26 protein-coding genes are annotated in these 25,816 nt (G+C 47.0%); 12 read left to right on the forward strand and 14 right to left on the reverse strand.

The window, feature by feature from the left end; all coding sequences use genetic code 11:
- Window positions 1-2: 2 nt before the first annotated feature.
- Window positions 3-245: a YhdB family protein gene (locus HAP68_RS04380; protein ID WP_003155335.1), complete on the reverse strand. Its 243-nt coding sequence runs from the start codon at window positions 243-245 to the stop codon at window positions 3-5.
- Window positions 246-436: 191 nt separating this feature from the next.
- Here HAP68_RS04380 and HAP68_RS04385 point away from each other — a divergent pair, with 191 nt between their 5' ends.
- A complete protein-coding gene (locus HAP68_RS04385) occupies window positions 437-760 on the forward strand; it encodes a DUF3889 domain-containing protein (RefSeq protein WP_003155332.1) in 324 nt (107 codons plus the stop codon).
- A 42-nt stretch (window positions 761-802) separates the two neighbouring features.
- Here the strand turns inward: HAP68_RS04385 and lytF are convergent, their stop codons facing one another.
- From lytF to HAP68_RS04400, 3 genes are all read right to left on the reverse strand, one after another.
- On the reverse strand, window positions 803-2,257 hold the full coding sequence (lytF, locus tag HAP68_RS04390) for a peptidoglycan endopeptidase LytF (protein ID WP_003155330.1): 1,455 nt from the start codon (window positions 2,255-2,257) through the stop codon (window positions 803-805).
- A gap of 178 nt (window positions 2,258-2,435) precedes the next feature.
- On the reverse strand, window positions 2,436-2,870 hold the full coding sequence (gene nsrR / locus HAP68_RS04395) for a nitric oxide-sensing transcriptional repressor NsrR (protein WP_003155328.1): 435 nt from the start codon (window positions 2,868-2,870) through the stop codon (window positions 2,436-2,438).
- 131 nt (window positions 2,871-3,001) lie between these two features.
- On the reverse strand, window positions 3,002-4,516 hold the full coding sequence (locus HAP68_RS04400; RefSeq protein ID WP_024085065.1) for a mechanosensitive ion channel: 1,515 nt from the start codon (window positions 4,514-4,516) through the stop codon (window positions 3,002-3,004).
- 169 nt (window positions 4,517-4,685) lie between these two features.
- On the opposite strand from HAP68_RS04400, the gene HAP68_RS04405 reads away from it, so the two are divergent.
- Window positions 4,686-6,092: a SpoVR family protein gene (locus HAP68_RS04405; protein ID WP_003155324.1), complete on the forward strand. Its 1,407-nt coding sequence runs from the start codon at window positions 4,686-4,688 to the stop codon at window positions 6,090-6,092.
- Between the two features lie 37 nt (window positions 6,093-6,129).
- Here the strand turns inward: HAP68_RS04405 and HAP68_RS04410 are convergent, their stop codons facing one another.
- Window positions 6,130-7,509 carry an alkaline phosphatase gene (locus HAP68_RS04410; protein WP_024085066.1) on the reverse strand — a complete coding sequence of 460 codons (1,380 nt, stop codon included), beginning with the start codon at window positions 7,507-7,509 and terminating at the stop codon, window positions 6,130-6,132.
- A gap of 458 nt (window positions 7,510-7,967) precedes the next feature.
- Between HAP68_RS04410 and HAP68_RS04415 the strand changes: the two genes are divergently transcribed.
- Window positions 7,968-8,792 carry a C40 family peptidase gene (locus HAP68_RS04415; RefSeq protein WP_024085067.1) on the forward strand — a complete coding sequence of 275 codons (825 nt, stop codon included), beginning with the start codon at window positions 7,968-7,970 and terminating at the stop codon, window positions 8,790-8,792.
- Between the two features lie 68 nt (window positions 8,793-8,860).
- Here the strand turns inward: HAP68_RS04415 and HAP68_RS04420 are convergent, their stop codons facing one another.
- Window positions 8,861-9,736 (reverse strand): LysR family transcriptional regulator, encoded by an 876-nt coding sequence (locus HAP68_RS04420; protein WP_003155320.1) that lies wholly within the window; start codon window positions 9,734-9,736, stop codon window positions 8,861-8,863.
- Between the two features lie 109 nt (window positions 9,737-9,845).
- Between HAP68_RS04420 and HAP68_RS04425 the strand changes: the two genes are divergently transcribed.
- From HAP68_RS04425 to HAP68_RS04440, 4 genes are all read left to right on the forward strand, one after another.
- Window positions 9,846-10,949, forward strand: a complete 1,104-nt coding sequence (locus tag HAP68_RS04425; RefSeq protein ID WP_024085068.1) for a citrate synthase/methylcitrate synthase — start codon at window positions 9,846-9,848, stop codon at window positions 10,947-10,949.
- Between the two features lie 79 nt (window positions 10,950-11,028).
- Window positions 11,029-11,898, forward strand: coding sequence for an SDR family oxidoreductase (locus tag HAP68_RS04430; RefSeq protein ID WP_024085069.1), 870 nt, complete (start codon window positions 11,029-11,031; stop codon window positions 11,896-11,898).
- Window positions 11,899-12,228: 330 nt separating this feature from the next.
- Window positions 12,229-13,632: a branched-chain amino acid transporter BcaP gene (gene bcaP, locus HAP68_RS04435; RefSeq protein ID WP_014304702.1), complete on the forward strand. Its 1,404-nt coding sequence runs from the start codon at window positions 12,229-12,231 to the stop codon at window positions 13,630-13,632.
- A 114-nt stretch (window positions 13,633-13,746) separates the two neighbouring features.
- A complete protein-coding gene (locus HAP68_RS04440) occupies window positions 13,747-15,102 on the forward strand; it encodes a sodium-dependent transporter (protein ID WP_024085070.1) in 1,356 nt (451 codons plus the stop codon).
- 36 nt (window positions 15,103-15,138) lie between these two features.
- Here HAP68_RS04440 and HAP68_RS04445 read toward each other — a convergent pair whose 3' ends face one another.
- Genes HAP68_RS04445 through sigM form a run of 3 tightly spaced genes read right to left on the reverse strand, consistent with a single transcriptional unit; the run spans window position 15,139 to window position 16,974 of the window.
- Window positions 15,139-15,429, reverse strand: a complete 291-nt coding sequence (locus tag HAP68_RS04445; protein WP_003155315.1) for an anti-sigma-M factor — start codon at window positions 15,427-15,429, stop codon at window positions 15,139-15,141.
- Entirely contained in the window at window positions 15,417-16,493 is a 1,077-nt protein-coding gene (locus tag HAP68_RS04450) for an anti-sigma factor (protein ID WP_088005355.1), read from the reverse strand. Before HAP68_RS04450 ends, HAP68_RS04445 begins: the two co-directional genes overlap by 13 nt.
- Window positions 16,483-16,974 (reverse strand): RNA polymerase sigma factor SigM, encoded by a 492-nt coding sequence (gene sigM / locus HAP68_RS04455; RefSeq protein ID WP_003155312.1) that lies wholly within the window; start codon window positions 16,972-16,974, stop codon window positions 16,483-16,485. Before sigM ends, HAP68_RS04450 begins: the two co-directional genes overlap by 11 nt.
- 238 nt (window positions 16,975-17,212) lie before the next feature.
- Between sigM and HAP68_RS04460 the strand changes: the two genes are divergently transcribed.
- Window positions 17,213-17,812, forward strand: coding sequence for a lysophospholipid acyltransferase family protein (locus tag HAP68_RS04460; RefSeq protein ID WP_003155309.1), 600 nt, complete (start codon window positions 17,213-17,215; stop codon window positions 17,810-17,812).
- A gap of 45 nt (window positions 17,813-17,857) precedes the next feature.
- Here the strand turns inward: HAP68_RS04460 and HAP68_RS04465 are convergent, their stop codons facing one another.
- Both HAP68_RS04465 and HAP68_RS04470 read right to left on the reverse strand, forming a co-directional pair.
- Window positions 17,858-19,192, reverse strand: a complete 1,335-nt coding sequence (locus tag HAP68_RS04465) for a hemolysin family protein (RefSeq protein ID WP_003155308.1) — start codon at window positions 19,190-19,192, stop codon at window positions 17,858-17,860.
- A 61-nt stretch (window positions 19,193-19,253) separates the two neighbouring features.
- Window positions 19,254-19,679, reverse strand: coding sequence for a MerR family transcriptional regulator (locus tag HAP68_RS04470; protein WP_014304704.1), 426 nt, complete (start codon window positions 19,677-19,679; stop codon window positions 19,254-19,256).
- A 179-nt stretch (window positions 19,680-19,858) separates the two neighbouring features.
- On the opposite strand from HAP68_RS04470, the gene HAP68_RS04475 reads away from it, so the two are divergent.
- The 3 genes from HAP68_RS04475 (at window position 19,859) to HAP68_RS04485 (ending at window position 23,938) form a co-directional block, all read left to right on the forward strand.
- Window positions 19,859-21,043: a pyridoxal phosphate-dependent aminotransferase gene (locus tag HAP68_RS04475; RefSeq protein ID WP_003155305.1), complete on the forward strand. Its 1,185-nt coding sequence runs from the start codon at window positions 19,859-19,861 to the stop codon at window positions 21,041-21,043.
- 32 nt (window positions 21,044-21,075) lie between these two features.
- Window positions 21,076-22,320 carry a beta-ketoacyl synthase N-terminal-like domain-containing protein gene (locus HAP68_RS04480; protein WP_024085071.1) on the forward strand — a complete coding sequence of 415 codons (1,245 nt, stop codon included), beginning with the start codon at window positions 21,076-21,078 and terminating at the stop codon, window positions 22,318-22,320.
- 229 nt (window positions 22,321-22,549) lie between these two features.
- Window positions 22,550-23,938, forward strand: a complete 1,389-nt coding sequence (locus HAP68_RS04485) for a hemolysin family protein (RefSeq protein WP_003155303.1) — start codon at window positions 22,550-22,552, stop codon at window positions 23,936-23,938.
- Between the two features lie 13 nt (window positions 23,939-23,951).
- On the opposite strand, the gene crcB is transcribed toward HAP68_RS04485, so the two are convergent.
- From crcB to HAP68_RS04500, 3 genes are read right to left on the reverse strand one after another with little or no spacing between them, the layout of a single operon-like run.
- Window positions 23,952-24,311, reverse strand: a complete 360-nt coding sequence (crcB, locus tag HAP68_RS04490) for a fluoride efflux transporter CrcB (RefSeq protein ID WP_024085072.1) — start codon at window positions 24,309-24,311, stop codon at window positions 23,952-23,954.
- Window positions 24,312-24,317: 6 nt separating this feature from the next.
- On the reverse strand, window positions 24,318-24,704 hold the full coding sequence (locus tag HAP68_RS04495; RefSeq protein ID WP_024085073.1) for a fluoride efflux transporter FluC: 387 nt from the start codon (window positions 24,702-24,704) through the stop codon (window positions 24,318-24,320).
- Between the two features lies 1 nt (window position 24,705).
- Window positions 24,706-25,422 (reverse strand): glycerophosphodiester phosphodiesterase, encoded by a 717-nt coding sequence (locus HAP68_RS04500; protein WP_024085074.1) that lies wholly within the window; start codon window positions 25,420-25,422, stop codon window positions 24,706-24,708.
- A gap of 169 nt (window positions 25,423-25,591) precedes the next feature.
- On the opposite strand from HAP68_RS04500, the gene HAP68_RS04505 reads away from it, so the two are divergent.
- Entirely contained in the window at window positions 25,592-25,696 is a 105-nt protein-coding gene (locus tag HAP68_RS04505; protein WP_003155299.1) for a YhdX family protein, read from the forward strand.
- Window positions 25,697-25,816 lie beyond the last annotated feature (120 nt).

The following is a 25,816-nucleotide window of genomic DNA, read 5'->3' on the forward strand; positions in this document are numbered from 1 at the left end:
TTTTATGTCAGCATGGCTAATTGATCTTCATAAGCGAGCTCTGTCGCATGATCAATATACCCGAGAAGGGAATACAGCTCTTTTTCAAGCACGGCATGATCATATTCGAAATGATACGCGTGCAGAAAGTGCTCAATACGCTTTGATAATAAATCATCTTTTGTACGAACCATCAGAATTAATAAATTGTCCCATTGAGACCGGTGTGTGTAATACAAGGCTTTATCATAATCGGCATGATCCATCTTACGCTTCTCCTTTCAATGAGAAGTTCTCCGTTAGTTTATGCCGCCGAAGCCCGGATGCAACGGGGGAAAACTTGGTGTCCTTATCACTGCGGCATAGCAATATGAGGGAGACATAAAATAAAACCGCATATCCGTCTCTTCTTTGGACACGCTAAGATTGACAAAAAACGACTCAGGAGAACATAAAGATGAAATCCCTTCCATTTGCGCTTGCCCTCTTGTTTTGCGGCATTCTCATTGCCTCTATCGCTGAAAAAGGGCATACAGAACACCTCGATCCGTCAGTTGAAAAATGGGAACAGCTCGCATGGAACCAGCTTGAACGTGAATACAAAGGGGCCGAGCTTACCGATTATTCGTACATGGGCCGTACAAAAGTGAACCGGGAACAGACGAAAGACGTGTTTCGCGTAACGGTGCAAACCGCAAAAGAAACGTTTTCATCCCGTGCTGAAGTGTATTTCCATCCCGTAACAAAACACGTGATCAGCATCAATATTTTCAGACTGTAAAAAAGCTGCACAGCCTTATGAGGCCGTACAGCTTATCAGATATCAGAAGAAACGTTTTGCGCCGAGGTAGCGCTGTTTCCAATAGGAATTGTTCATGCTGGAAATAACGACACCCGAATCGTTGGCATTAATAAACTGGCCGTTCCCGAGATAAATACCGACGTGGGAAGGTCCGGCTTTATAAGTTGAGAAAAAGACAAAGTCACCGACCGCCGGCTGGCTGACTGATGTCATTGTATTCCAGTAGCCTGCGGCTGAAAGTCTGGATACAGAAGTGACCTTATTGAGAACGTAATAAATGAAACCGCTGCAGTCAAAGCCTCTCGGCGTCGTTCCGCCCCATACATACGGTACGCCCAGCTGAGCTTTTGCGGCATCGATCATTACATTAATCTTCGCGCTTGTTGAACCTGTGCCGCCTGTGCTGCCGGACTGATTCGGTGTCGTGTTTGTCTGCTGCCCGGTAATCGTCAGTTTCTGTCCGATTTGAAGAACATCTGTTTTCAGATTGTTTTTCTCGCGGATCTGCTGGGCTGTCACATTGAACTTTTGGGCGATCACCCATAAAGAATCCCCGCTTTTCACGGTATATGTAGTGGTTTTCCCTGTATTTCCGGACTGGTTCGGAGCTGACGGTGAAGACGAAGAGCCGGAAGAAGACGTTTTGGTCAGCTTCAGCACTTGTCCGACCCGCAGCATGTCTGACGTCAGTTTGTTGATGCTTCTGATTTGCTGAACCGTCATATTGTATGCGTTTGCGATTTTCCAGAGTGAGTCTCCGCTTTTTACTGTATAGGAGGACGTTTGCGTCTGGTTTTGATTTTGGTTTGAATTGTCTTTTGACGGCGTGTTTCCCGAAGAAGACGTTCCTTTTGTTTTCAGGACTTGGTTTACGTAGATCGTATCCGTTTTTAAGTTGTTTAATACTTTGAGTTCCGCAATGGTCATATTGACGCTGTTTGCGATTTTCCATAGTGAATCGCCGAGTTTTACTTTATAGGTCCCGGAAGATGATGACTGCTTTTTGCTGCTGTTTGAGCTACTGCCAGGAGCGGTTTTTTTCTGATCGGTGCTTGAGGAAACTTTCCCCGTCACTTGCAGCTTCTGTCCGGCGCGGATTAAGTCGCTTGTCAGACCGTTCAATTTTTTCAGTTCCTGTACGGACATTTTAAAATCAGATGCGATCAGCCACAGCGAGTCTCCGCTTTTCACTGTATAGACGCTTTTAGTCGTACCGCTGTTCTTTGAAGATGGCTTTTTGCTGCCGGAATCTGATTTGCCGTTAGGAATGTTGAGCGTCTGCCCGATAGAAAGAACGGTGGATTTTAGATGATTCGCTGATGTAATGGCATCCACGCTTGTATTGTAGTTTTGGGCAAGCTTCCATAATGAATCTCCGCTTTTGACCTTAATCGTTTGTGCTTCTGCCGGTGTTACAGCTAACGCAGACCCGACGATCGCAGATGCAGTCAAACCGACCGCTACCTTTTTTTTCATAGTGAATCTCCCTTTTCCTGCGATAATTTTTCTATCCCCATTCGTTGCAGCCGCAAGGTGAGGATATCAGTAATGATAATCTTTATATCGGCACTTGTCTGCAATCGTTTATCATATTAATAGAAATAGTCCTTTTTTCTTATGCCGGCATAAAAAAAGAAGGAATGCGGACATTCCTTCAGCTTCTGAGCAGTCTCATAATCTCCTCTTTGTTTTTGACCAGATCCCTTAACGTATATTTGTCTAAAACGGCCAGGTAAGCTTGCAGGGCTTCATTCAGAAGGTTCTTTAAGTTGCAGGCGGGAGATATGATACAGAGATTTTTTTTGGAGTCAAAGCATTCTACGATGTTAAAGTCGTCTTCTGTATGTCGAACGACTTCTCCAATGTTTATGTCTTCCGGTGTCATTCCTAATCGAATTCCGCCTCCCCGGCCCCGGATCGTTTCGACATACCCGAGCTGGCCGAGACGGTAAATGACTTTCATGAGGTGGTTTTTAGAGATGGAATAAGTATCTGCGATTTCTTTTATGTTGGAAAGTTCGTCGGAATGTCTGGAAGCCAAAAAAATCAAAACGCGTAAAGAGTAATCGGTATAGTTCGTTAATTTCATAGAATGACCTCGAAAAAAGAGATTTTGCTTCTGTTACAGTCTATCATATATGAATCTAAAATGAAAAAAAAGGAATTTGCCCCCTTAACTCAAAAAAAACGTGCGCTCCTTCTGAGCACACGTTTTTTTCGTTAAGACATCGGCGGCTTACGATCGTCAGCCGATTGATGTTTTTCAATTTTGCGATCCAATTTTGCGAGATAACGGGAGGCAAATTCTTTTCCGCCAAGACCGAATGAAAGTCCGAAGGCAAGCGCGAAACCGCCCAGAATCAGAATAAACGCGGCATTTACGATCGTGTCGGCGACACCGAGCTGATCCAGCGCCATAAAGATTGAGAGAGTGATAATGGTATATTTCGCAAGCGGCGCCAGGAATCTGAATTCCTTTCCGCTCAGCATGCCGGCAAGCAGCCTGCTGACAAGCTGTCCGGCCAAAAGTCCGATTCCGAGAATAAATACAGCGGCCAGAACATTAGGCAGGTAAGCGATAATACCGGTTGCGATAACGACGAGAAATTCGAGATGAACAAGCTGCAGCGCCTCTGCCGTAAAGAGCAGGACGATGATGATCTGAACAATCATGCCGACCGTCTGAGAAAGCGTCAGCTTCGGGGTGCCCGCCTGTTCAAAGCCCATTTTACCGAGAAGAGAGTCGAAACCGGCCCGGTGCAGGAGCCCGGATACAATGCTGCTGACCCATTTTCCGACCCAGATGCCGGCGATGATCAGCACAATACCGATGATGATATTAGGGAGCATTGTGAAGACCGTGTGCAGCATGGCTGACGCCGGTTCAGAAATACCCGCCACATTAAGCCGGTCAAGCGCAGAGATGATCACCGGAATGAAAATCAGCACGTAGACAATCGTTCCGATGATTGCCGACAGGCTCGTATCCTTCAGATAAATGGAAAGCCCCATACGTGCGGCGAGCCTTTCCGTTCCGATACTCGCCAGAAAGTTTGTGACGATATCACGGACGAGACGGGCAACAAGCCAGCCGATTAAAACAATCAGCGCCGCGGCGAATAATTTCGGTATAAAGGACAAAACGCTTTGGATCATATTTGTAAACGGCCCTGACACTCCGCTGATCTGGAGAGCGGACAAGACGCCGGGCAGGAACAAGAGCAAGACGAAGTAAAAAACGATTCGTGAAGCAGCCGTAACGGATCTGCTCATCTCCGCTTCTTCAGACATCATTGTCCATTTTCTGAGCCGGCCGTTTTCAGCGAGTTTCATGCCCGCTTTTTTGACGAGATAGCTGAAAAGCGAAGCGGCCGCCCAGCCCACGAGCAGAATCAAGCCGGCTTTTAAAACGCTCGGCACAGCCGCCGTTATCGCCGACAGCATGCTGACAAAAGGCGAAGCCACGGTTGTCAGATGCAGAATGTTAAAGAATAGAATAAAAACGATGATTAATGCGATAAAATAAATGACTTTACTGATGACTTTTTCTGAGGAATAGCGCGCCGGCTTTTTTTCGGCGAACAGCCTGTCGTCGATTTTGGTTTTTTGCAGGCCTTTGTATACGGCTTTTTCAATGATTTTGGCAATGCCCCAGCCGATAAGCAGGACGAGCAGTGCAATGATCAGATTCGGGAGTTTGCTGAGATACGTCGTAAGCATGTCTGCTGTATTCAAGTAGAATCGCTCCTTTTCTTTTTGGGGTATGGTGTGTGTTTTACCCACTTACATATAAAGCAAACAGGGCGGATGTGCCGAAAGTTTTCAGTCGGAAACCGGTCTGTTATTTCATCTTTTGAGAGGAGGGGTCATACATTATAAATAAGTCCAAGTAGGGGGGATTCGCTTGAACGCGGAGGAGACAAAAGGTTTACAGCGGGCAATTGAGGAAATAACCGACATTGCGAAGGGTTTCGGCCTTGATTTCTACCCGATGAGATATGAAATTTGCCCGGCTGAAATTATTTATACATTCGGCGCGTACGGCATGCCGACGAGATTCAGCCACTGGAGTTTCGGCAAACAATTTCATAAGATGAAACTCCACTATGATCTCGGTTTGAGCAAAATTTATGAACTTGTCATTAATTCCAACCCTTGCTACGCTTTTTTGCTGGACAGCAATTCGCTGATCCAAAATAAATTAATTGTAGCCCATGTTCTTGCCCATTGTGATTTTTTCAAAAATAACTGCCGCTTTCAAAATACGAATCGGGACATGGTTGAGAGTATGGCGGCTGCGGCGGAGCGGATTAAGCATTATGAAAGAATTCACGGGATAAAAGAGGTGGAGTCCTTTTTAGATGCCATTCTGGCGATTCAGGAGCATATCGATCCGTCGCTCGTCAGGCCGAAGCTGCTGTGGAGCGTCGATGACGAAGAGGAGGACGAAGAAGAAACCGCGCCATCGCCTTACGATGATTTATGGGGAATGGATAAGCCGAAACAGGTGAAAAAGAAAAGAGGGAAAAAACCGTTTCCGCCCCGTCCGGAAAAAGATATTCTGCTGTTTATCGAGGAACATTCGCGGGAGCTTGAACCGTGGCAGCGTGACATTTTAACCATGATGAGAGAAGAAATGCTGTATTTCTGGCCTCAGCTGGAAACGAAAATCATGAACGAAGGCTGGGCATCCTATTGGCATCAGCGGATTATCCGCGAGCTTGACCTGACTTCAGATGAAGCCATCGAATTTGCGAAGCTGAACGCAGGCGTCGTTCAGCCGTCAAAAACGGGAATCAACCCGTATTATTTAGGGCTGAAAATTTTTGAAGACATCGAAGAGCGTTATGACAACCCGACAGATGAAATGAAAAAAACAGGAGTAAAGCCCGGTTCCGGACGCGAGAAAATGTTTGAGGTCAGGGAAATTGAATCGGATATATCATTTATCCGCAATTATTTGACGAAAGATCTCGTGATGCGTGAGGATTTGTATTTATTCCAAAAGCAGGGCAGGGACTATAAAGTGATCGACAAAGAATGGAAGGCCGTGCGCGACCAGCTCGTGAACATGCGGGTCAACGGGGGATTTCCTTATCTGACCGTCAATGACGGGGATTACCTGAAGAATAATGAGCTTTATATTAAACACTGGTATGAGGGAATTGAGCTTGATCTGAAATATTTGGAGAAAGTGCTGCCGTATCTGCACCAGCTGTGGGGCAGGAGCGTGCACATCGAATCTGTTCTTGAAGACAGAGAAGTGATGTTTTCGTATGACGGCAAAGGAGTGCACCGGAGATATCTGTAAAAGAAGAAAGGATGCGGGGAAATCCCCGCATCCTTTTTTATTTTCCGTGTTTCAGGATGTGAAAGATCTTTTTGGCCTGGTCCGTGTTGTTTAAAAGCCCCGTAAATGACTCTCTTCCCGGACCGTATGCGTAAACGGGAACTTCTTCGCCCGTATGATCGCCGGTTGTCCAGCCGCTGTTTGTTTTCGCATTAAAAAGCTTAATGATCGCTTTGTAGACGCTCTTGTCAGCATCCTGTTTTGCGGCCGTTTCGATCTGTTTAATTTCCGCTTTTGACCATTTCAGGTCTGTATAACGCGCAAGCACGGAAGATACGGATTTGCCCGCTTTGATTTGGTCAGCCATAAATGCCGGGGTTTTTTTGGCGGCAAGAATCGGTTCAACATGCCAGTTTTTATCGTCATTCGCGCCGATCGTCAATCCGCCGGTGGTATGATCAGCCGTGGCAACGACAAGCGTATGTTTGTCCTTTTTGGCAAATGCGATCGCTGCTTTATACGCTTTTTCAAAATCCTTCATTTCACTCATTGCGCCGACTATATCGTTGTCATGTCCCGCCCAGTCTATTTGGCTTCCTTCGACCATTAAGAAGAACCCTTTTTTATTTTTGTTCAGCCTGTCGATCGCCGCTGTTGTCATGTCTTCTAATGAAGGGACAGCGTTTGACCGGTCGATTGCTTTGTCGAGTCCGCCATCGGCAAACAGGCCGAGAACCTTCTTGTTACGGTCCTTTTTCAGCTCCTGTTTTGATGTCACATAGCTGTATCCCGCTTTTTTGAAATCCTTTGTTACATTGCGGTCTTTACGGATAAAGTTTGATTTGCCGCCTCCGAGGAGCACATCGACTTTTTGTTTTCCGTTGATGCGGTCATCAAAGTAGCTGCTTGCGATCTCATCCATATTCTTTCGGGATTTGTTATGGGCTCCGAATGCCGCAGGGGTGGCGTGGGCAATCTCCGAAGTTGCGACAAGTCCGGTGGATTTCCCTCTTTGTTTCGCTTCTTCGAGGACAGATTTGACCCGCTTTCCTTTTTTATCGACTCCGATCGCCGCGTTATACGTTTTCACGCCCGTAGCCATTGCCGTGCCAGCCGCCGCGGAATCGGTAATATTGGAATCAGGATCGTCAGGATAAGTCATCATCATACCGGCGAGATTGGGGTCGAATGCCGTCAGTTTCATACCATCCGAAGGCTTTCCTTTGTTAATGACCGAACGGTAGGCGTTCATATAGGGTGCGCCCATTCCGTCGCCGACCATGAAGATGACGTTTCTGATCTCGTTTTTGTCAGGCTGTTTTTTTGCCGCAGCCTGTTCAGAGTGCTGAAACCCCGCGCCCGCAATCAGACCGGCTGTCAGCACGGATACGGCTGCCGCCGGCAGAAGTTTTGATCGAACCTGTTTAAATAGACTCATTCTCACTCGTCCTCCTTTAATCGTGTCTGCATGTCTAATGGTAGGGGGTGTTTGTAAAGAGCGCCTGTTCCTCCTGTAAATTTCAGGTGAAACATTGTTAGAAATGTAAATTCCGGTGTAACTTATGTTTTCAAGAAAGAGTGAAAACCATTCACTTTTTTGAAAAAGACGAGGATTTTTTTAACAAGGAGTTATTTGGAAAGCAAACTGCTTTGTTTTTCCAAAATACGAGGATCACAGGAAAAAAACATGACAAATTGACTCGTTTTTCGTCACGTTTGAAATCAAATTGAAATATTTAATACCCTTAAAAACTTTTTTCAAAAACGAATTAGTAAGAAATTTGTCACGGGAAGTCAAGTCTATTTCTAGTGGAAATTGAACCTTATAATAGGAAACAGATAAAAACTTTAAAAAAGAGACACATAAAATAGATAGAATCATTCAGGGAGGAAAATATGAAAAAGCAACTTGTTACAGCAACAACGGCAGTGGTTTTGGGGACGACTTTGTTTGCGGGCGCGGCGTCTGCGCAAACGATTAAGGTAAAAAAAGGCGATACATTATGGGGACTTTCAAATCGGTATGGAACGTCAATTAATTCCATTAAATCTGAGAACAAATTAAAATCGGATATCATTTACATCGGTCAGACGCTTTCGATCAACGGTAAATCATCTTCAGGTTCAAATTCGGGCAGCAAGTCATCATCGTCTACATATAAAGTCGTAAAAGGCGACAGCCTTTGGAAAATTGCGAATAAATATAAAATGACGGTAAACCAATTAAAAAGTTTAAACGGTTTAAAAACGGACCTGATCCGCATCGGGCAAGTGCTTAAAGTAAAAGGATCAACTTCCGGTTCAGCGTCTTCAGGATCTTCGTCATCAAAGAAGCCTTCATCCAGCCATAATATTGCACAGACGAGCCTGAATGTAAACAAGCTGATTTCTGATGCGCAATCTTTAATCGGCACGCCGTATGTATGGGGCGGAACTACGACTTCCGGCTTTGACTGCAGCGGATTTATCTGGTACCTGTTAAACAAACAGACGAGTGTCGGCAGAACAAGCACTGCGGGATACTGGAGCTCAATGAAGAGCGTGTCCAGCCCGTCAAGAGGAGACTTCGTCTTCTTTACAACATATCAAGCCGGTCCTTCACACATGGGTGTATACATCGGAAACAACAAGTTCATCCATGCCGGTTCTGACGGCGTCACAACAAGTGATCTGAATAACAGCTACTGGAAACCGCGCTACCTGGGCGCGAAAAGATTCTAGCAGTGAGAGAAACCCGTTCATCCGAACGGGTTTTTTATTTAGACGGGGCAGAGCTCCATTTGTTTCACCTAAAAATGAAAATGGGATAAAAAATCTAAAAAGGTTTTCTTTTTTTCATTTTCATAGAGGGCGATGGCGTACGCGCCCGCGCTCGGCATCTGGGCGAATTCGCACGGAATTTCAATCATGCTGCCTGCGGCGAGTTCGGACCGTACCGCTGACAGCGGCAGAAATGAGACGCCCAGCCCCTCTTTAATAAATCGTTTCGTAATATGCGTCTGTGTCACCTTCATTGTCCTGACGAAAGGGAACTGTATTCTGACCTGGCGGAGCAAATCATCCCAATAGTCAGGATGGTTATGGGTCAAAAGCAGATATTGTCCGAACAGGTCTTTCACTTCATCCGCCTTCCCTGTCCCGGGTTTTCGGCCGGGTGGCGCGACGAGGACAACGGGGTCATTGTACAGGGGGAGGCAAGTGAGGGAAGATGATTGCACCTTTAAGCAGCTCAGTCCGATATCGGCTGAGCCGTTTCTGATTTGAGAGGCGATTTCTTCCGATTCGAAAATGGTAACCGTCATTTCGGTTTCTTTATTGTCCTCTGTATAACGCTTCATGACAGACGGGAGAACGGTGTCGGCGATAAGCGGCGAAACAGCGAGTGTCAGCGTGTGCGAGTAGCCCTGGCGCACCCTGTGCAGCTCCGCCATGCTGTTTTCATAGTCTTCCAAAAGTCTCATGGCAAACGGCACGTATGCTTTTCCTTCTTCCGTCAATTGTATTTTCCGGCCGCTCCGCTGAAACAGCTTGCAGCTGATTTCTTTCTCTAATAATTTTATATGAACGGTGACGGTCGGCTGAGATAAAAAAAGCGTTTCCGCCGTTTTTCTGAAATTCTCGTATTTTGCCGCGGTGACGAAGGTGTGAAGCCATTTAAAATCCATAGATGCACTCCTCTGATTAAAAGTTTTAATTAATTCCCTTAAAAATATTCATTATTTTTTAAATATTATATTTACTATAATAACAGAAAGAGGATAAGGGGGAATGAAATTGATTTATCGTGGATTGAAAGGGATTACTTGTGCAGAAACGGCGATCAGCCACATTGACGGAGAAAAGGGGCATTTAATATATCGCGGCTATGACGCGAAGGATATCGCATTGCAATTCAGTTTTGAAGAAGCGGCGTATCTCATTTTGAACGGGGCGCTTCCTGATGAGCGGCAATTGCTTGCGTTTCAGGAAGAACTTGCAGCCGAGCGCGGGCTTCCGAAACATTTGATCGGCTTACTGGAAACGCTTCCGGATGAAATGGACGACATGGCGGTGCTGAGAACGGCTGTTTCAGGTTTGGGCACAGATTCATTTACATATCCGCCCAAGCCGGAAGAAGCGATTAAACTGATTGCCGTCACACCGACGATTATTGCGTACAGATACCGCCGTAAACAAGGGCAGGAAGCGCTGTCACCCGAGGCGCGATACGGACACGTTGAAAACTATTTGTATATGCTGACAGGCAGGCAGCCGTCCGCAGCCCAAAAGAAAGCGCTTGAGACGTATATGATTCTGGCGATGGAACACGGGATGAATGCATCGACTTTTTCAGCGAGAGTCACGGTTTCGACTGAATCGGACTTAGTGTCTGCCGTCACTGCCGCACTGGGTACGATGAAAGGGCCGCTGCACGGAGGCGCGCCTTCAGGCGTCACGAAAATGCTTGAAGACATCGGGGAAAAAGAAAATGCAGAAGCGTATTTGACAGCGAAGCTTATGAGGGGAGAACGCCTGATGGGCTTCGGGCACAGGGTGTACAAAACAAAAGACCCGCGGGCGGAAGCGCTGCGCATAAAGGCTGAAGAAGTGGCGGGAAATGATCCGTCGCTTGACTTGGCGCTTTATGTGGAGAAGGAAGCCATCCGCTTGTTAGAGCAATATAAGCCCGGACGGAAGCTGTATACGAATGTGGAGTTTTACGCAGCGGCTGTGATGCAGGCCATTGATGTCGACAATGATTTATTTACGCCGACCTTTTCAGCAAGCAGAATGGCAGGCTGGTGCGCACATGTGCTTGAACAGTCCGCTGACAACATGATTTACAGACCGTCTGCGAAATACACCGGCGCTTTTCCCGAAACGGCTCAGCAGCTTTAATTACCGGCATATTTGTCCGTTTAACTCCCCGCACTGCGTGGTATCGTCTCAGTAATACCAATTGCAGGAGTGTGAGAATATGAATCCGATGGACAGACAGACGGAAGGACAAAAGCCGCAGGTGCAAAACCGCCAGCCCGGCATTGAGTCAGACATGGAGCCAAAACCGCTCTTGGAGGATCCGGATGTAAAAGGGTCGGGCAGATTAAAAGGAAAAGTCGCCGTTATTACGGGCGGAGACAGCGGCATCGGCGCAGTGGCTGCGATCGCTTACGCGAAGGAAGGGGCGGATCTTGCCATCCTGTACCTAGACGAACATGCCGATGCCGAGAGAACGAAAAAGCGTGCGAGAGAATACCAGGCCGATTGCCTGTTAATTCCGGGAGACGTCGGTGATGAGGCGCATTGTCAGAAGGCGGTCCGGCAAGTCTTAGATCACTACGGAAAAATAGATATTCTCGTTAATAATGCGGCTGAGCAGCATCCGCAAAACGGGATTCTTGATATTACGGCTGAACAGCTGGAGAAGACATTCCGTACAAACATGTTTTCCATGTTTCATATGACAAAAGCCGTGCTGCCTCATCTCAAAAGAGGGAGCGCCATCATTAATACAACGTCGATTACCGCTTATCAGGGAGACACATCATTGATCGACTATTCGTGCACGAAAGGCGGCATCGTTTCCTTTACGCGTTCAATGGCGATGTCATTGGCCGATCAGGGGATCAGAGTAAATGCGGTGGCACCCGGGCCGATCTGGACCGCCCTGATTCCGGCAACGTTTACTGAAGAAAAGGTGGAAAAGCACGGTCTGGACACTCCGATGGGAAGACCGGGACAGCCTGCGGAACACGCAGGAGCTTATGTGCTTCTGGCTTCAGACGAATCTTCCTATATGACTGGGCAGACCATTCACGTAAATGGAGGCAGGTTTATTTCAACATAATACGCAAGTTTTATCCCGCACTTTTAAAAAGGGCGGGATTTTTATTTGATTACATATGAATACGATTTTTAAAAAATAGAAGCCGCCAGCTGAATTACTAATGTTAATATTTCACAGCGGAGAATCCGCTGATTTCTGTTTTATGAAAACTGAAGTAATATATAGAATTTTCAAAAAAGTTATTTTCATTTTTATATTTTTCGCTATAATATGATGTAGGAGAAAGGAATGATGTGCTGAAACATTTCATGCGAAAAATAAGAATTTAGTCATTATTGCTATTGTTATCTGAATATTCTAACATATATTGATTTACAAGGAGTGAAGCAGATGAAGGGGAGCATATTCAGAAAGAAAAGCATTCAGGACCTGCTTGCCGCAACGGGCGGGGAAAAGTCGCTGAAAAGAGAGTTAGGGGCCTTTGATTTGACCCTTCTGGGGATAGGGGCCATCATCGGAACGGGAATTTTTGTATTAACCGGAACAGGTGCTGTCACGGCGGGGCCGGGGCTGACCGTTTCATTTGTCATCGCCGCTCTTGCGTGTTTATTTGCGGCTTTATCATATGCCGAATTTGCTTCAAGCGTCCCGGTTTCCGGTTCCGTCTACACGTTTACTTATGCGACACTGGGTGAACTTCTCGCATTTATCATCGGATGGGATTTAATCTTGGAATATATGCTCGCCGTCAGCGCGGTTTCGGTCGGCTGGTCCGGCTATTTTCAATCATTCTTGGCGGGCTTCGGCATTCATCTTCCGACTGCATTAACGGCCGCGCCGGGATCCATTAAAGGCACGGTCACATTCTTTAATCTCCCCGCATTTGTTATCGTGCTTGCGATTACATTCCTCCTCTACTTAGGCATTAAGGAATCGAAGCGGGTCAATAATATTATGGTCATTTTGAAGGTTCTGGTTGTTCTATTGTTTATCGCCGTTGCGGCCGTATATGTCAAACCTCACAACTGGCAGCCGTTTATACCGATGGGGTTCGGCGGTGTTTTCAGTGCCGCGGCACTCGTTTTCTTCTCTTTTATCGGTTTTGACGCCGTCTCTTCCGCCGCTGAAGAAACGAAAAATCCGGCGAAGGATCTGCCGAAAGGAATTATCTTTTCATTAATCGTCTGCACCGTGCTGTATGTGACCGTATCGGCGATTATGACGGGCGTCGTTCCGTTTGCCCGCTTTGAAGGCGTTGACCATCCCGTGTCTCTCGTCCTGCAGATGGCCGGACAGAATTGGGTGGCCGGGATTATTGATATCGGCGCAGTGTTGGGAATGACAACGGTGATGCTCGTCATGCTGTACGGCCAGACGAGGGTGATGTTTGCCATGTCCCGTGACGGTTTGGTGCCGGGGGCGCTTTCAAAAGTCCATCCGAAGCATAAAACGCCGCACGTGGTGACATGGGTGTTCGGCATCCTGTCGGCATTACTCGGCTCGCTCGTCCCGCTTGATGAGCTGGCGAAGCTGGTGAACATCGGCACGCTTGCCGCGTTTGTCCTGATTTCAGTGGCGGTTATCGTATTGAGAAAGAAACAGCCTGATCTGCCGAGAGCTTTTAAATGTCCGGGGGTTCCCTTTATTCCGATATTGTCCATTCTGTTCTGCGTATTTTTGATTATTAACCTTGGCGCCACCACCATATTCCGTTTCTTTATCTGGCTGATCATCGGTCTGGTGATTTATTTCTTATATTCGAGAAAGCATTCGAAATTAAACGGGGATTTGTAAGGAGCGGCACCCGCCGCTCCTTTTTATTTTTCGGAATAATGAAACATATTGAAATGGGCTTAAGTTATCGCAGTGAATAAGGGATAATATAGGGCGGAAGGGAAGTGGAAAGTCGTGTCTGACCAAAAAAGGGTTCAATGGGCCTCAAAAATAGGATTTATTATGGCCGCTGCCGGTTCGGCGATCGGCCTGGGAGCCATTTGGAAGTTCCCTTACGTAGCGGGTACGAACGGAGGAGGCGCTTTTTTTCTTGTATTCGTCCTCTTTACCGTGCTTTTAGGCTATCCGCTTTTGCTCGGTGAATTTATTTTCGGAAGACGGAGCCAGACAAATGCGATTGATGCCTACAAACAAGCCGCGCCGAAGTCGGTATGGCACCTCACGGGTTATGTGGGTGTGGCGGCCTGTTTTTTAGTTTTGTCTTTTTACAGTGTTGTCGGCGGGTGGATTTTGCTTTATGTGTTAAAAGCTGTTACGGGTTCTTTATCCGGGCTCACTCAGGAGCAGTACGGAACGGTGTTCAGGACGGTCATTGAAAATCCGATCCAGACTCTCGCCGCGCAGCTTGTATTTATGATCTTGACAGTGGCGGTCGTCGCAAAAGGCGTGCAGAAAGGGATTGAACGTGTCAGTGCGGTGCTGATGCCGGTTTTATTCGTGCTGTTTCTATTGCTTGTGCTGCGATCAGTCACGCTCGATCATGCCGTTGAGGGGATTAGATTTTTATTGGTTCCGCACTTTGAAGATTTGACGCCGGAATCCATCCTATATGCTTTAGGACAGGCGTTCTTTACATTAACGCTCGGCGTTTCGGTCATGGTGACATACAGTTCGTATCTGCCGAAAACCCAAAACCTTCCGGGATCGGCAGGTTCCATTGTTGTGATGAATGTGCTCGTCACGCTGTTTGCGGGACTGGCCATTTTTCCGGCGGTTTTTTCGTTCGGATTTAAACCGGATGAAGGGCCTACACTGCTGTTTACCGTACTGCCGGCTGTGTTTGACCGGCTGCCGTTCGGCTCGCTGTTTTTTATCAGCTTTCTGGCGGTCTTTTTCTTTGCCGCGCTGACTTCGGCCTTTTCGATGGTGGAAATTATCGTAGCGACTGTCGGGAAAGGTGATGAAACGAAAAGGAAGAAGCTGTCGTGGACAAGCGGTCTGCTCATTTTCTTAGTCGGAATTCCGTCGTGTTTATCATACGGTGTGCTCGGTGATGTTCATTTGTTCGGAAAAACGTTTTTTGATCTAGCGGATTTCACAGTGAGCAATGTGCTGATTCCGCTCGGCGCTTTATTAATATCAATCTTCATCCCGCTGAAAATACCGAAGCGGGAGCTGTTCGCCGAGATGAAAAGCGGTTCCGCCATCGGCTATCGTTTCTTTCAGGTGTGGTATTTCCTTCTGAAATATCTCGTGCCGCTGGCTATCATCGTCGTATTGCTGCATTTAATCGGCGTTCTTTCATTTTAAAAAAACAGGCCCCCGTAAAAGGGCCTGTTTTTATGTTTAAAAACCGAATTGCAGATTCGTATCAACGGCAACAATCGTATATACACAAACAATGACGAAAAGGTTGAGGATGACACCGAGCAGTCCCGGGCCCGTCCGTCCTTTTTTAATAAACAGCTCAATGATGCCGAACGGCACGGCGGCCATCGCAAACGGCAGCATCTGATAAGAATAGAAAGTCACATTGCTGATGATTGCCACGTTCAAAAGCAGCAGCGACAAAATCGCGGTACCGACTGATATCCAGCCGAAAACATTATGCTCTTTAAAAATTCTTACCAATTCCATAATTCCACCTCACCGATGTTTGCTGCTTTTACTGTTTTATTTTTCAGCAGACGTTCGATTTCTTTTGTCGGCCCCGTCACGACAGAGCCGTATACGTTCATTCCGTGATGTTCAACATAGTCGATTCGGCTGCCAAGATTCATGTCTTTGCGTTTCGATATTGCATGCGCCCATTTTTTATGGCGGGACATAAATTCAAGGGCATTGATAAATTGTTCACGGTCTGTCTGTCCTTGCGTTTCGAAAGAGGACACCATCTTGGAATCTTTCCCGGGAAATCCTAACGGCTCGGCATAAGGACTGTCTTTCAGATTTTTCTCCGTTTCGACCGCGTTCCATAAAAACTTCACATCGTATTTTTTAAAAGTTGAATATACTTGAGAAGAAGGGTAGGCCCGGTCATAAGAAAGATAGACCTCCGCCACGCTTCCTTCAGGCAATTTTTTCAATGTCTGTCCGGCTTTGTCAATCGTGCGTTCCTTTAAGCCGGAAGGATGGGCAAAATAATGCTTTGCCTGTGCCGCGTCTAGATCATAGTAGTTAACGGCAGGCGATTTGACCGTATCTAAAAACATTTCAATCCGTTCTCCGCCGACGGATTTCGTTTTTGTGCCGATCTGCTTTTGCAGCGGAAACTCTGTATTCATCCCAAACAGCTTCACCTGGCTTTTCAGTCCGGAGGTATCGACGAGTACGTTCGGCATGGTGGTCGCCACCGTCACGGCTGCGGTTTCCATTAATTGATTGCCGGTGCTTTCTTTTCCTCCCAAACCGTAATAGAGGTAGCTTCCCAAAGTGCAAAGCGGCAAAATCATCAAGGTGGAGATGACGGCGAGAACTGAAATCCGCAAATACGATTTGCGTTTTCCGTATGACAAAATGGCCTTCTGTTTTTCCGGGCTGATGCCGACGTCCCATTCCCGGTCGTCCTGCATTTCGCTTTCAATCAACTCCTGATAGACTTCAAGCTTTTCCAGCTCTTCTTCAAAGGCGGCCATTTCCCGGTCGCTCATTTCTCCATTTTTGTATTGGTAAAAACGCTTTTTAAATTCTTCATTCATCATTAACACCTCTATTATAAAGTGCTTTCAGCCGCTGTCTGGCACGAAATAAAACACTTTTAAAATTAGCCTCTGAAATATTCATAATATGGGATGCTTCTTTGTAATTCAGTTCTTTTAAATAATACAGTGTTAAGGCCTCCCGATAATTGTCGGGAAGTTCGGACATATACCCTGTCAGCACTTCCTTGATTTCAATCTGATGAGCCGGGCTTTGAACAGCCGTCTGAAAAAGGCTCCCAATTAAGTCATCGGAAATGGTCACTTCCTTTTTATGTTTTCTGACATAATCTATAAACGCATTTCTCGCCACTTGAAAAAGCCATGGCTTTACTTTGCTGTGGTCGTAGGAGTGAATGTGTATGTATGCCCTCATAAAGGTTTCCTGCAGCAAATCTTCAGCGAGATGCTTGTCTTTTGTCATGGAGAGCAGGAACCGGTAAACATCATTCATATACATTTGGTAAATTTCATCGATCGTCACTGCCTTTTCTCCCCTCTATGTTATACACGCATAAGAAAGGTTTAAAGTTGCACGTTCCATGCAAACGGCTTAAATTCATTTTCACCTCATCAAACACCATTTCTCTATAGTACCCAAAATCCGTCATAAAAGATAGAGATCGGCGGAGGAAAAATATATTTATTAGTACCAGGTAATAAAAAATATTGTTATAATAGAGAGAGAACACTTTTGATCATTACAACAAAGGAAGTGCGTTATGTATAAGTTTTGTGCAAATGCCATCAAATTCATTCTTTCTCTGCGCGGAGGAGTCAAAGTATACAATAAAGAGAATCTTCCGTCTGATAAAGGATTCGTTATCGCGTGCACGCATGCGGGCTGGGTGGACGTCCTCACGCTCGGTGTCGGGATATTGCCCCATCAGATTCATTATATGGCGAAAAAAGAGCTGTTTCAGAAAAAGTGGATCGGAAGTTTTTTAAAGAAGATTCACGCGTTTCCGGTTGATCGTGAAAATCCGGGTCCGAGCAGCATTAAAACGCCGATTAAGCTTCTGAAGGAAGGGAAGATTGTCGGGATTTTTCCGAGCGGCACGAGAACTTCTGAAGACGTCCCGCTGAAAAGAGGGGCCGTGACCATCGCCCAAATGGGGAAAGCGCCGCTCGTTCCGGCCGCATATAAAGGGCCGTCTACTGGAAAAGCGCTGTTTAAAAAGGGAAAAATGCGGCTTATCATCGGCGAGCCGATTTTTTTGGAGGACTTTTCCGATCTTGCGCCGAAGGAGAGGCTTGCGGCCATGACAGAAGAGCTGAATGCCAGAATTAAAGAGCTTGAGAAAAAACTTGAACAACTGTAAAACGAAAAAAGCTTGCCGTCTGTATCAGACGCGCAAGCTTTTTTGTTATGCTTCTTTTTGTTCGGCGGTTTCCAGCAGTTCATCAAACGCCAGTTTTTTCACTTCGATATATGCGACGTGGTGGCCGTCAATTTCATTAATGATAAATTCACAGCCTTCTTCGATAATCGAGTCGTATTGTTCGACGTCGTATTTCTGGGTAAGGAACCAGCCGCCGATGGTGTCGACCTCGTCATTTTCCAAATGGATGCCGAGGAGTTCGTTCACTTGATCAATCAGGACCTTGCCGTCAAGCATGTAATGGCCGTCGCCGAGTTTGCGGATTTCATTGATTTCATCGATATCAAATTCATCACGGATTTCCCCGACGATTTCTTCAATAATGTCTTCAACGGTGACAAGCCCCGCGGTTCCGCCGTATTCATCCGACAGAATCGCCATATGAACCCGTTCCTTCTGCATTTTTACAAGCAGATCGTGAATCGGTGCCGACTCAATCACATGGATGATCGGATTGACAAAATCCGTAATCGGCGAGTCGACTGATACTTCGCCGCTGATGCAGGCGGTCAGCACTTCTTTAATGTTAATAACGCCGATAATATTATCTTTGTCACCCTCTTCGACAGGGTACCGGGTATATTTTTCAATCTGAATGATATCCATCATTTCAGAAATTTTGATATCATGCGGCAGACTGACGATTTCCGTACGCGGAATCATGATTTCTTTTGCAAGTCTGTCGTCAAATTCAAAGATTTTGTTCACATATTTAAATTCAGACTGGTTGATTTCACCGCTTTTATAGCTTTCCGATAAAATGATGCGCAGCTCTTCTTCAGAGTGGGCAAGCTCATTTTCAGACACCGTCTCCAGACCGAACGTCTTCGTTAAAAGACGGGCGGAGTTGTTCAGAAGCCAGATAAACGGGAACATGATGCGGTAAAACCAAATGAGCGGTTTCGAAAACAGCATTGAAACGGCTTCCGCTTTCTGGATGGCGACTGTTTTCGGCGCCAATTCTCCCACGACCACGTGTAAGAATGTAATGATCGCGTAGGCGAGAATAAATGAAATAATATGCGATAATGAGCTTGGTACGTTTATCTTTGTGAAAAGCGGGTGAAGCAAGCGTTCAATCGTTGATTCGCCTAAGACACCAAGACCGATGGAAGTCAATGTTATGCCGAGCTGGCACGCCGATAAATACTCATCTAAATGCGTGGTCACTTTTTTGACACCGATTGCGGCTTTATTTCCTTCTGCTATAAGCTGGTCAACCCGTGAGCCTCTGATTCTGATTATCGCAAACTCAGATGCTACGAAAAATGCCGTCAGCGCGATTAAAACCGCGACTAAAATCAAATTCACAATGTCCAATTAGAACCTTCACTCCTTTTGGGAAGATGAAGGTAACACCTCCTGTTAGTAAGATAATGGTTTAACTTAACAGCAGCATAAATGATTGAAGCACTGCAAGCTTTTCAGGAGCCAGCCTTTTTTTCAGCTGGGCGCGCTCCTCTGGTTCAAGCTTTTCAAACCGATTCAAGATCCCGGAGATGTTTTGATTCATATGATCAATTTCCGATGCCAGATTTCCAACATCGTCAGGCAGGGCTGAAGAGGGAAACTGGTTCTCCAGTCGATCTTTTATATCAGACAGGGCCAATCGCTGCTTTTTACAAGCGACTATAAACTTTAACCGATTAAGTGCAAGTGTATCGTAGTAACGATAGTTCGAACAAGACCTGTCAGGCTTTAAAAGCCCGAGGTTTGTGTAGTAATCCACCGTGCGTTTCGTTACACCGGCAAGCTCTGCTAATTCACTGATGCGATAAGTCTCAGCCCCATCTAAATCCCTCCCCAACCATCACGTTATAGTTATGAGAATAGTTTAATATATGAAGGGGAGTTTGCACAAGTTTATTGTTTTCCGTCTTTCTCCTGAAACGGGGCGGCAGGCTGTCTGAAAAAGCGTTGACTGCGCCATGTAAATCTTTCATAATCATTGTAAATAGAAACGGCAGAAAAAGACAGAAGGGACAGATGACAGTGGCCGGTTTATCAAGGGAAGTGACACAGAACCTGGAGAAAGGTTCATGGATACGCAAACTATTTGATGAAGGCGCTCGGCTGAAAAAAGAGTTCGGCGCCGATAAGGTGTTTGACTTTTCGATAGGAAATCCGGTTGCGGAGCCGCCTGAAACATTTAAAAAGGCGCTATGCGAAGCGGCTGAAACAGGACGGCACGGATACATACAAAACCAAGGGCTTCCGGAGGCGAGAGAAAAGGTTGCCCGCTTTTTGTCAGAGCGGTTTCAGACAGAAATTTCCGCCAGGCATACAGTTATGACGGTCGGAGCCGGCGGGGCGCTGAATGTCGCGCTGAAGAGCATTTTAAACCCGGAGGAAGAAGTCATCCTTCTTTCGCCTTATTTTGCGGAATATAAAGCGTATGTTGAAAATTACCGCGGCAGACCCGTCATCTGCCCGCTGACTGACTCATTTGAGATTGATATTGAAGCGGTTAAAGGTGCGATCACCCCCCGTACGAAAGGACTGATCGTTAATACGCCGCATAATCCGACGGGGACTGTGCTCAGCCAGAAAAACCTTAACGAATTGGGCGCCTTATTAAAAGAAGCCGAAGAGCGGAACGGCCAAAGCATATTTATTTTATTTGATGAACCGTACAGCCAGCTGATCTACGGAGAAGAGCAGGCGAATCCGTTTCAGGCGTATCACCGCGTGATTTTAGTCAGTTCGTTCAGTAAAGATCTCGGCATTGCGGGGGAAAGGCTCGGGTATATCGCGGCGGACGCCCAAATGCCTGAGGGCGATCTTCTGACGGATGCGTTCGTTTTCTGCAACCGGACGCTCGGCTTTGTGAACGCTCCGGTCATGATGCAGCGCGCCGTGGCGAAAATGGATGATCTTTCGATTGACGCTGAACCTTACAGAAAGCGGAGAGACCTTATGGTGGACATCCTCACAGAAGCCGGCTTCGAATTTGAAATGCCGAAAGGAGGCTTTTTCGTCTTTCCGAAATCACCGATTGAAGACGAGGTGGCGTTCTGCATGCATGCCGCACAGAAATACAGACTATTGATCGTACCCGGCAGCGGATTTGGAAAAAGCGGCTATTTCCGATTATCTTTCAGCGTGCCTTCGGAACAGATCAGACAGTCGCGCGATATTTTCAAAGCACTGTATCAAGATTTTTCTTCATAGCTTCCAATACATAAAGATGGGAGAACGGACAAATGTCGAGGAGAAATAATGGCACATCAGACATCAGCATTACAGGAATCGGAGTCTTAACCGCGGTCGGACAAGGCAAGGAGGCGTTTCTCGATGCGCTCATGGAGGGGCGGCACGCCTTTGATGTGATGAAACGTCCCGGCCGGCAGAAAGGCAGTTCGTTTATCGGCGCGGAGCTTAGCGAATTAACGCCGCCGGACGCGCTGTCGAAGCGCTTGTACCGAAGGGCCGCATTATCAGGAAAGACGGCGCTTATCGCTTTATATGAAGCGTGGCATGACGCTCAATTAGACGGCGCTGATCACAGCCGCACCGGTCTGATCATCGGCGGGTCGAATATGACGCAGCGCGAATTGCTGCAGGCCTTTGAGAAAAACGGTGAAACGCCGCAATTTGTAAATCCGACATACGGGCTTTCTTTTATGGATAGTGATTTGTCGGGGCTTTGCACGGAGCAATTCGGGATAAAAGGGCCGGCCTTTACGGTCGGCGGCGCGTCGGCAAGCGGCCAGGCGGCGGTTATCCAGGCTGCTCAAGGAATCATAGGAGGCCTGTTTGACCGGTGCATCGTGATCGGGGCGCTGGCCGATCTGTCGTACATGGAGTGTCACGCTCTCCGTTCTTTGGGAGCGATGGGTACTGATACATACGCTGAACGGCCTGAAGCAGCCTGCCGCCCGTTTGACCGGCATACGGACGGGTTTATATTCGGAGAGGCGTGCGGGGCGATTGTGCTGGAACGCGCTGAATCTGCCGAAGAGAGGGGCGCACGATCGTGGGCCGGCTTAAAGGGCTGGGGGATGGCTTCCGATGCGAACCGCAACCCGAATCCTTCAGCAGAGGGCGAAATGACGGTGATCCGCCAGGCGCTGGAGCGGGCCGGTCTTTCAGCGAAAGAGATCGATTACATCAACCCGCACGGCACCGGTTCGCCGATCGGAGATAAGACTGAATGCCGGGCGCTTTCTGAAAGCGGCCTGTCGCACGCGCGGATTAATGCGACAAAATCGATTACCGGACACGGTCTGAGTGCGGCCGGAACGGTGGAAATCATTGCTGTTCTCTTGCAAATGCGGGAAAACAAGCTTCATCCGATCCGAAACTTAACGGAGCCGATTGACGATTCATTTCAGTGGGTGACCGACGGGCCGAGCGCCCATACCGTACACCATGCGTTAAGCTTAAGCATGGGATTCGGGGGGATTAATACGGCGCTTTGTTTAGAAAATCATTTCCGAAGCAGATAACGGCAGCCTTCTTTTTGAAGGCTGTTTTTATATGATGAAAAATCTGAAAATGATGAAAGAATGGAGTTGTGATACAATAAACTATACAAATGACAATCATGCTTTGACTTAGGAGGTGGCAGGATGGGGCCCTCTGTGTAGTCAATCACCCATTTCGTTCCTCTCGCTTAAGAAAAAACGATGAAATCAGGAGGTGACGTCCTTATCCTTCAATTCGGGATAAGGTGAAATGGACGATATTGACAGTTTGATTTTAATCGGTGTGCTCATTGCGTTAACGGCATTTTTCGTGGCGAGTGAATTTGCGATCGTCAGAGTGAGGAGATCCAGAATCGATCAGCTCATCTCAGAAGGAAACAGACGGGCGGTGCTCGCAAAGCGTATCATTACGGATCTTGATGAGTATTTATCCGCCTCGCAGCTTGGCATTACACTCACATCCATCGGGCTCGGCGTACTGGGAGAGCCTGCATTTGAGCGGATGCTTCATCCTGTGTTTCAAGGTATGGGGCTGCCGGATTCAGCCGAGCATGTGATTGCTTTTGCTGCGGCGTACGGGCTGATTACGTTTTTACATGTCGTCGTCGGTGAGCTTGCGCCTAAAACGGTTGCGATTCAAAAAGCGGAAAAGCTGACGTTATGGATTGCCGGACCGCTTCGGTTATTTTACGTGTTCATGTTCCCGTTTATTTGGGTGCTGAACGGCTCCGCGAGAATTCTGACCGGTTTGGCCGGATTAAAGCCGGCATCTGAGCATGAAGGCTCCCACTCTGAAGAAGAGTTGCGGATCCTGCTGTCAGAAAGTTTAAAAAACGGAGAAATCAATCCGTCTGAATATACATTTGTGAATAAAATTTTTGATTTTGATAATCGGATCGCCAAGGAGATCATGATCCCGAGAAAAGAAATCGCGGCTGTTTCCACTGATATGGACGTGCCGGAAATGCTTGATATGATGCTGAAAGACAAATATACGCGCTGGCCCGTAACGGACGGGGACAAAGACAGTGTCATCGGCATGATCAATACGAAGCATCTCTTTTCAGATCTGCTGTTTATGACAGAAGATGAAAAAGCGGAAGTATCCATCATGTCTTACGTCCGCCCGGTGATTGAAGTCATCGAGACGATCCCGATACACGACCTGCTGATAAAAATGCAGAGAGAACGGATTCATTTGGCGATATTGTCTGATGAATACGGCGGAACGTCCGGTCTTGTGACGACCGAAGACATACTTGAAGAAATCGTCGGCGATATCAGAGACGAATTTGATGAGGACGAACAGCCGCAGATTCAAAAGCTGTCCGAACGCCATTATGTGCTGGACGGAAAGGTTCGGATCGATCAGGTGAATCATCTTCTCGGCGCAGAGATTGAAGAGGAAGTCGACACGATCGGCGGTCTTGTGCTGAAACGGAATATTGACATTTGTGCGGGTGAGTCGATACAAATCGGGGGATACACTGCCCTCATATTAGAAATGGACGGCCGGTTTATTAAACAGCTTGAACTCAAAGAAGAACAGGGCCGCCCGGGCGGTCAGGGGACAATAAACCGCCCGCTGCCCGTGCCGGAAACGGTCATGCTTCATAACGCAACCTTGAGCGAAAAATAAGCTCAAGGTTTTTTTAAATGGATATCATTACAAAGCCGCACCAGAACGCCAAAAGGCTTCCGGCTGCTGAAACAGCGATGTAGAGCAGGCTTTCCTTTATGCGGTTGTTCATCATCAGCTGCACGGCTTCAATACTGAAGGTGGAAAAGGTCGTAAACGCACCGAAAAAGCCCGTCGCGATGATGACGCCGGCAGAAGGATTATCCAGACCCAAGCCGGTGAATATGCCGAGGCCGAAGGAGCCGAGCAGGTTGACCGCAGCCATTCCAAGCGGAATCGGAAAACCTTTTGTTCTTTCTGAAATTGTCTTACCCAGCAGAGACCGTAATACCGCTCCGATACCCGCCGCGATAACCATCAGGACAATCGTCATGGCGTATCATGCCCCCCTTCCGGCTGCGTGAAGGGCAATCCGCCGTCCCAAAAAAATGCCGGCGTATGCAAGGGCAAGACCAGCGAATAAAGTCGCGGCAGCATAACAAAAAGCCGCTGCGGGAGACGATTGCAGCAGAAAAATGGTTTCTTTTGCGAAGGTTGACATCGTCGTGAAACCTCCGCAAAAACCGGTTCCTAAAAAGGCGGTCAAAAGAGGGCGTTTAGCCCGAATGATGAAATAACCCGTAATAAGACCGAGTAAAAGGCTTCCCGCCGCGTTTTCGAGGAAAGTGGCACCCGGGAAAGATCCGCTGTGAATGTGCGCGCTCATTTCAAAGCGGAGCAATGCGCCAAGCGCGCCTCCGATAAAAATTGCGATGTATTGTTTCATATCAGCCATCCTTAGAAATAATATCCGGAAAATCAGTTACAATGCCGTCAACTGCCATCATTTGCAGCTTTTCGGCCGTCTTGTGATTTCTGACCGTCCAGGCAAATACTTTCAGGCCGTGTTTGTGAGCGGTGGAAATCAAGAACCGATTCAGGCGGGTATATTTAATATTGACATAATTTGCGGCTGATTTGTAAGCGGCCAGCTGGCTTTTGGAAAACATCCCGAAGCTGGGTCTTGCGATAATTGCAGTCGGAACGGACGGATACATGTCGTGAAAGGTCTGAATCGACTTGAGACTGAATGATTGAACGATAGGGTGAATGGAAAAGGTAAACCTGCTTAACAGCTGGCCGACTGCTTTTTCAAGACCGACTTGAGAAACGTGCCCTTTCAGTTCAATTAAAAATCCGATTTCAGAATGATAACGCTTCAGAACCTCTTCGAGCAGGGGAATCCGCTCCCCTTTAAACTCAGCCCCATACCAGCTGCCGGCGTCCAGAGACTGCAGCTTCTTCAGCGTAAAATCTTTTACAAAACCGGAGCCGTTCGTCGTCCGGTCGACTTTGTCATCATGGATGACGACAATCTGGCCGTCTTTTGTGAGCTGGACGTCAAGCTCAATGAAATCAGCGTTCATTTCGGCAGCGATATCAAATGCCGCAAATGTATTTTCGGGCGCGTAACCGGATGCGCCGCGATGAGCGATGGTATACAAGCTTGTCAGCTCCCCTCATGGGCATTTCTGTTATTATATCAGATTCGTATATGCACAGCGATTCAAACTGGTGAATGTGCAAAACAGTATTTTTTTGGAATAAAGATAGTGCTTTTTTCGGTTTACAATCCGCAGTGATGATTTATAATGGCAAAAAGGAGGCGAGATCATGGGAAAAGGGAGATTGAAAGTGGAAGAAAGAATTAAGGCCGAAACCGATGCTGAAATCCAAAAAGCGACTCTCCTGAAACAGACACAATCAAAGAAGAAATAGTGCCTGACCCTGTTGTATCTGGCTGAAAGATGAACGAATGTGTGAAAAACCCCGGCTGTGCTCTGAGGCCGGGGTTTTTCAGGCTGCCTAAAGACATTAAAACAAGCTGATGTCCGAATG

Source organism: Bacillus sp. Bvel1, assembly GCF_014872755.1.
GTDB lineage: Bacteria > Bacillota > Bacilli > Bacillales > Bacillaceae > Bacillus > Bacillus velezensis.

Bases quoted from the DNA above. Each gene is read 5' to 3' on its own strand.
- HAP68_RS04380 (WP_003155335.1), bottom strand. From the start codon at position 245: ATGGATCATGCCGATTATGATAAAGCCTTGTATTACACACACCGGTCT.
- HAP68_RS04385 (WP_003155332.1), top strand. From the start codon at position 437: ATGAAATCCCTTCCATTTGCGCTTGCCCTCTTGTTTTGCGGCATTCTC.
- lytF (WP_003155330.1), bottom strand. From the start codon at position 2,257: ATGAAAAAAAAGGTAGCGGTCGGTTTGACTGCATCTGCGATCGTCGGG.
- nsrR (WP_003155328.1), bottom strand. From the start codon at position 2,870: ATGAAATTAACGAACTATACCGATTACTCTTTACGCGTTTTGATTTTT.
- HAP68_RS04410 (WP_024085066.1), bottom strand. From the start codon at position 7,509: ATGAGTCTATTTAAACAGGTTCGATCAAAACTTCTGCCGGCGGCAGCC.
- HAP68_RS04415 (WP_024085067.1), top strand. From the start codon at position 7,968: ATGAAAAAGCAACTTGTTACAGCAACAACGGCAGTGGTTTTGGGGACG.
- HAP68_RS04420 (WP_003155320.1), bottom strand. From the start codon at position 9,736: ATGGATTTTAAATGGCTTCACACCTTCGTCACCGCGGCAAAATACGAG.
- HAP68_RS04430 (WP_024085069.1), top strand. From the start codon at position 11,029: ATGAATCCGATGGACAGACAGACGGAAGGACAAAAGCCGCAGGTGCAA.
- bcaP (WP_014304702.1), top strand. From the start codon at position 12,229: ATGAAGGGGAGCATATTCAGAAAGAAAAGCATTCAGGACCTGCTTGCC.
- HAP68_RS04445 (WP_003155315.1), bottom strand. From the start codon at position 15,429: ATGGAATTGGTAAGAATTTTTAAAGAGCATAATGTTTTCGGCTGGATA.
- HAP68_RS04450 (WP_088005355.1), bottom strand. From the start codon at position 16,493: ATGATGAATGAAGAATTTAAAAAGCGTTTTTACCAATACAAAAATGGA.
- HAP68_RS04460 (WP_003155309.1), top strand. From the start codon at position 17,213: ATGTATAAGTTTTGTGCAAATGCCATCAAATTCATTCTTTCTCTGCGC.
- HAP68_RS04475 (WP_003155305.1), top strand. From the start codon at position 19,859: ATGACAGTGGCCGGTTTATCAAGGGAAGTGACACAGAACCTGGAGAAA.
- HAP68_RS04480 (WP_024085071.1), top strand. From the start codon at position 21,076: ATGTCGAGGAGAAATAATGGCACATCAGACATCAGCATTACAGGAATC.
- HAP68_RS04485 (WP_003155303.1), top strand. From the start codon at position 22,550: ATGGACGATATTGACAGTTTGATTTTAATCGGTGTGCTCATTGCGTTA.
- crcB (WP_024085072.1), bottom strand. From the start codon at position 24,311: ATGACGATTGTCCTGATGGTTATCGCGGCGGGTATCGGAGCGGTATTA.
- HAP68_RS04495 (WP_024085073.1), bottom strand. From the start codon at position 24,704: ATGAAACAATACATCGCAATTTTTATCGGAGGCGCGCTTGGCGCATTG.
- HAP68_RS04505 (WP_003155299.1), top strand. From the start codon at position 25,592: ATGGGAAAAGGGAGATTGAAAGTGGAAGAAAGAATTAAGGCCGAAACC.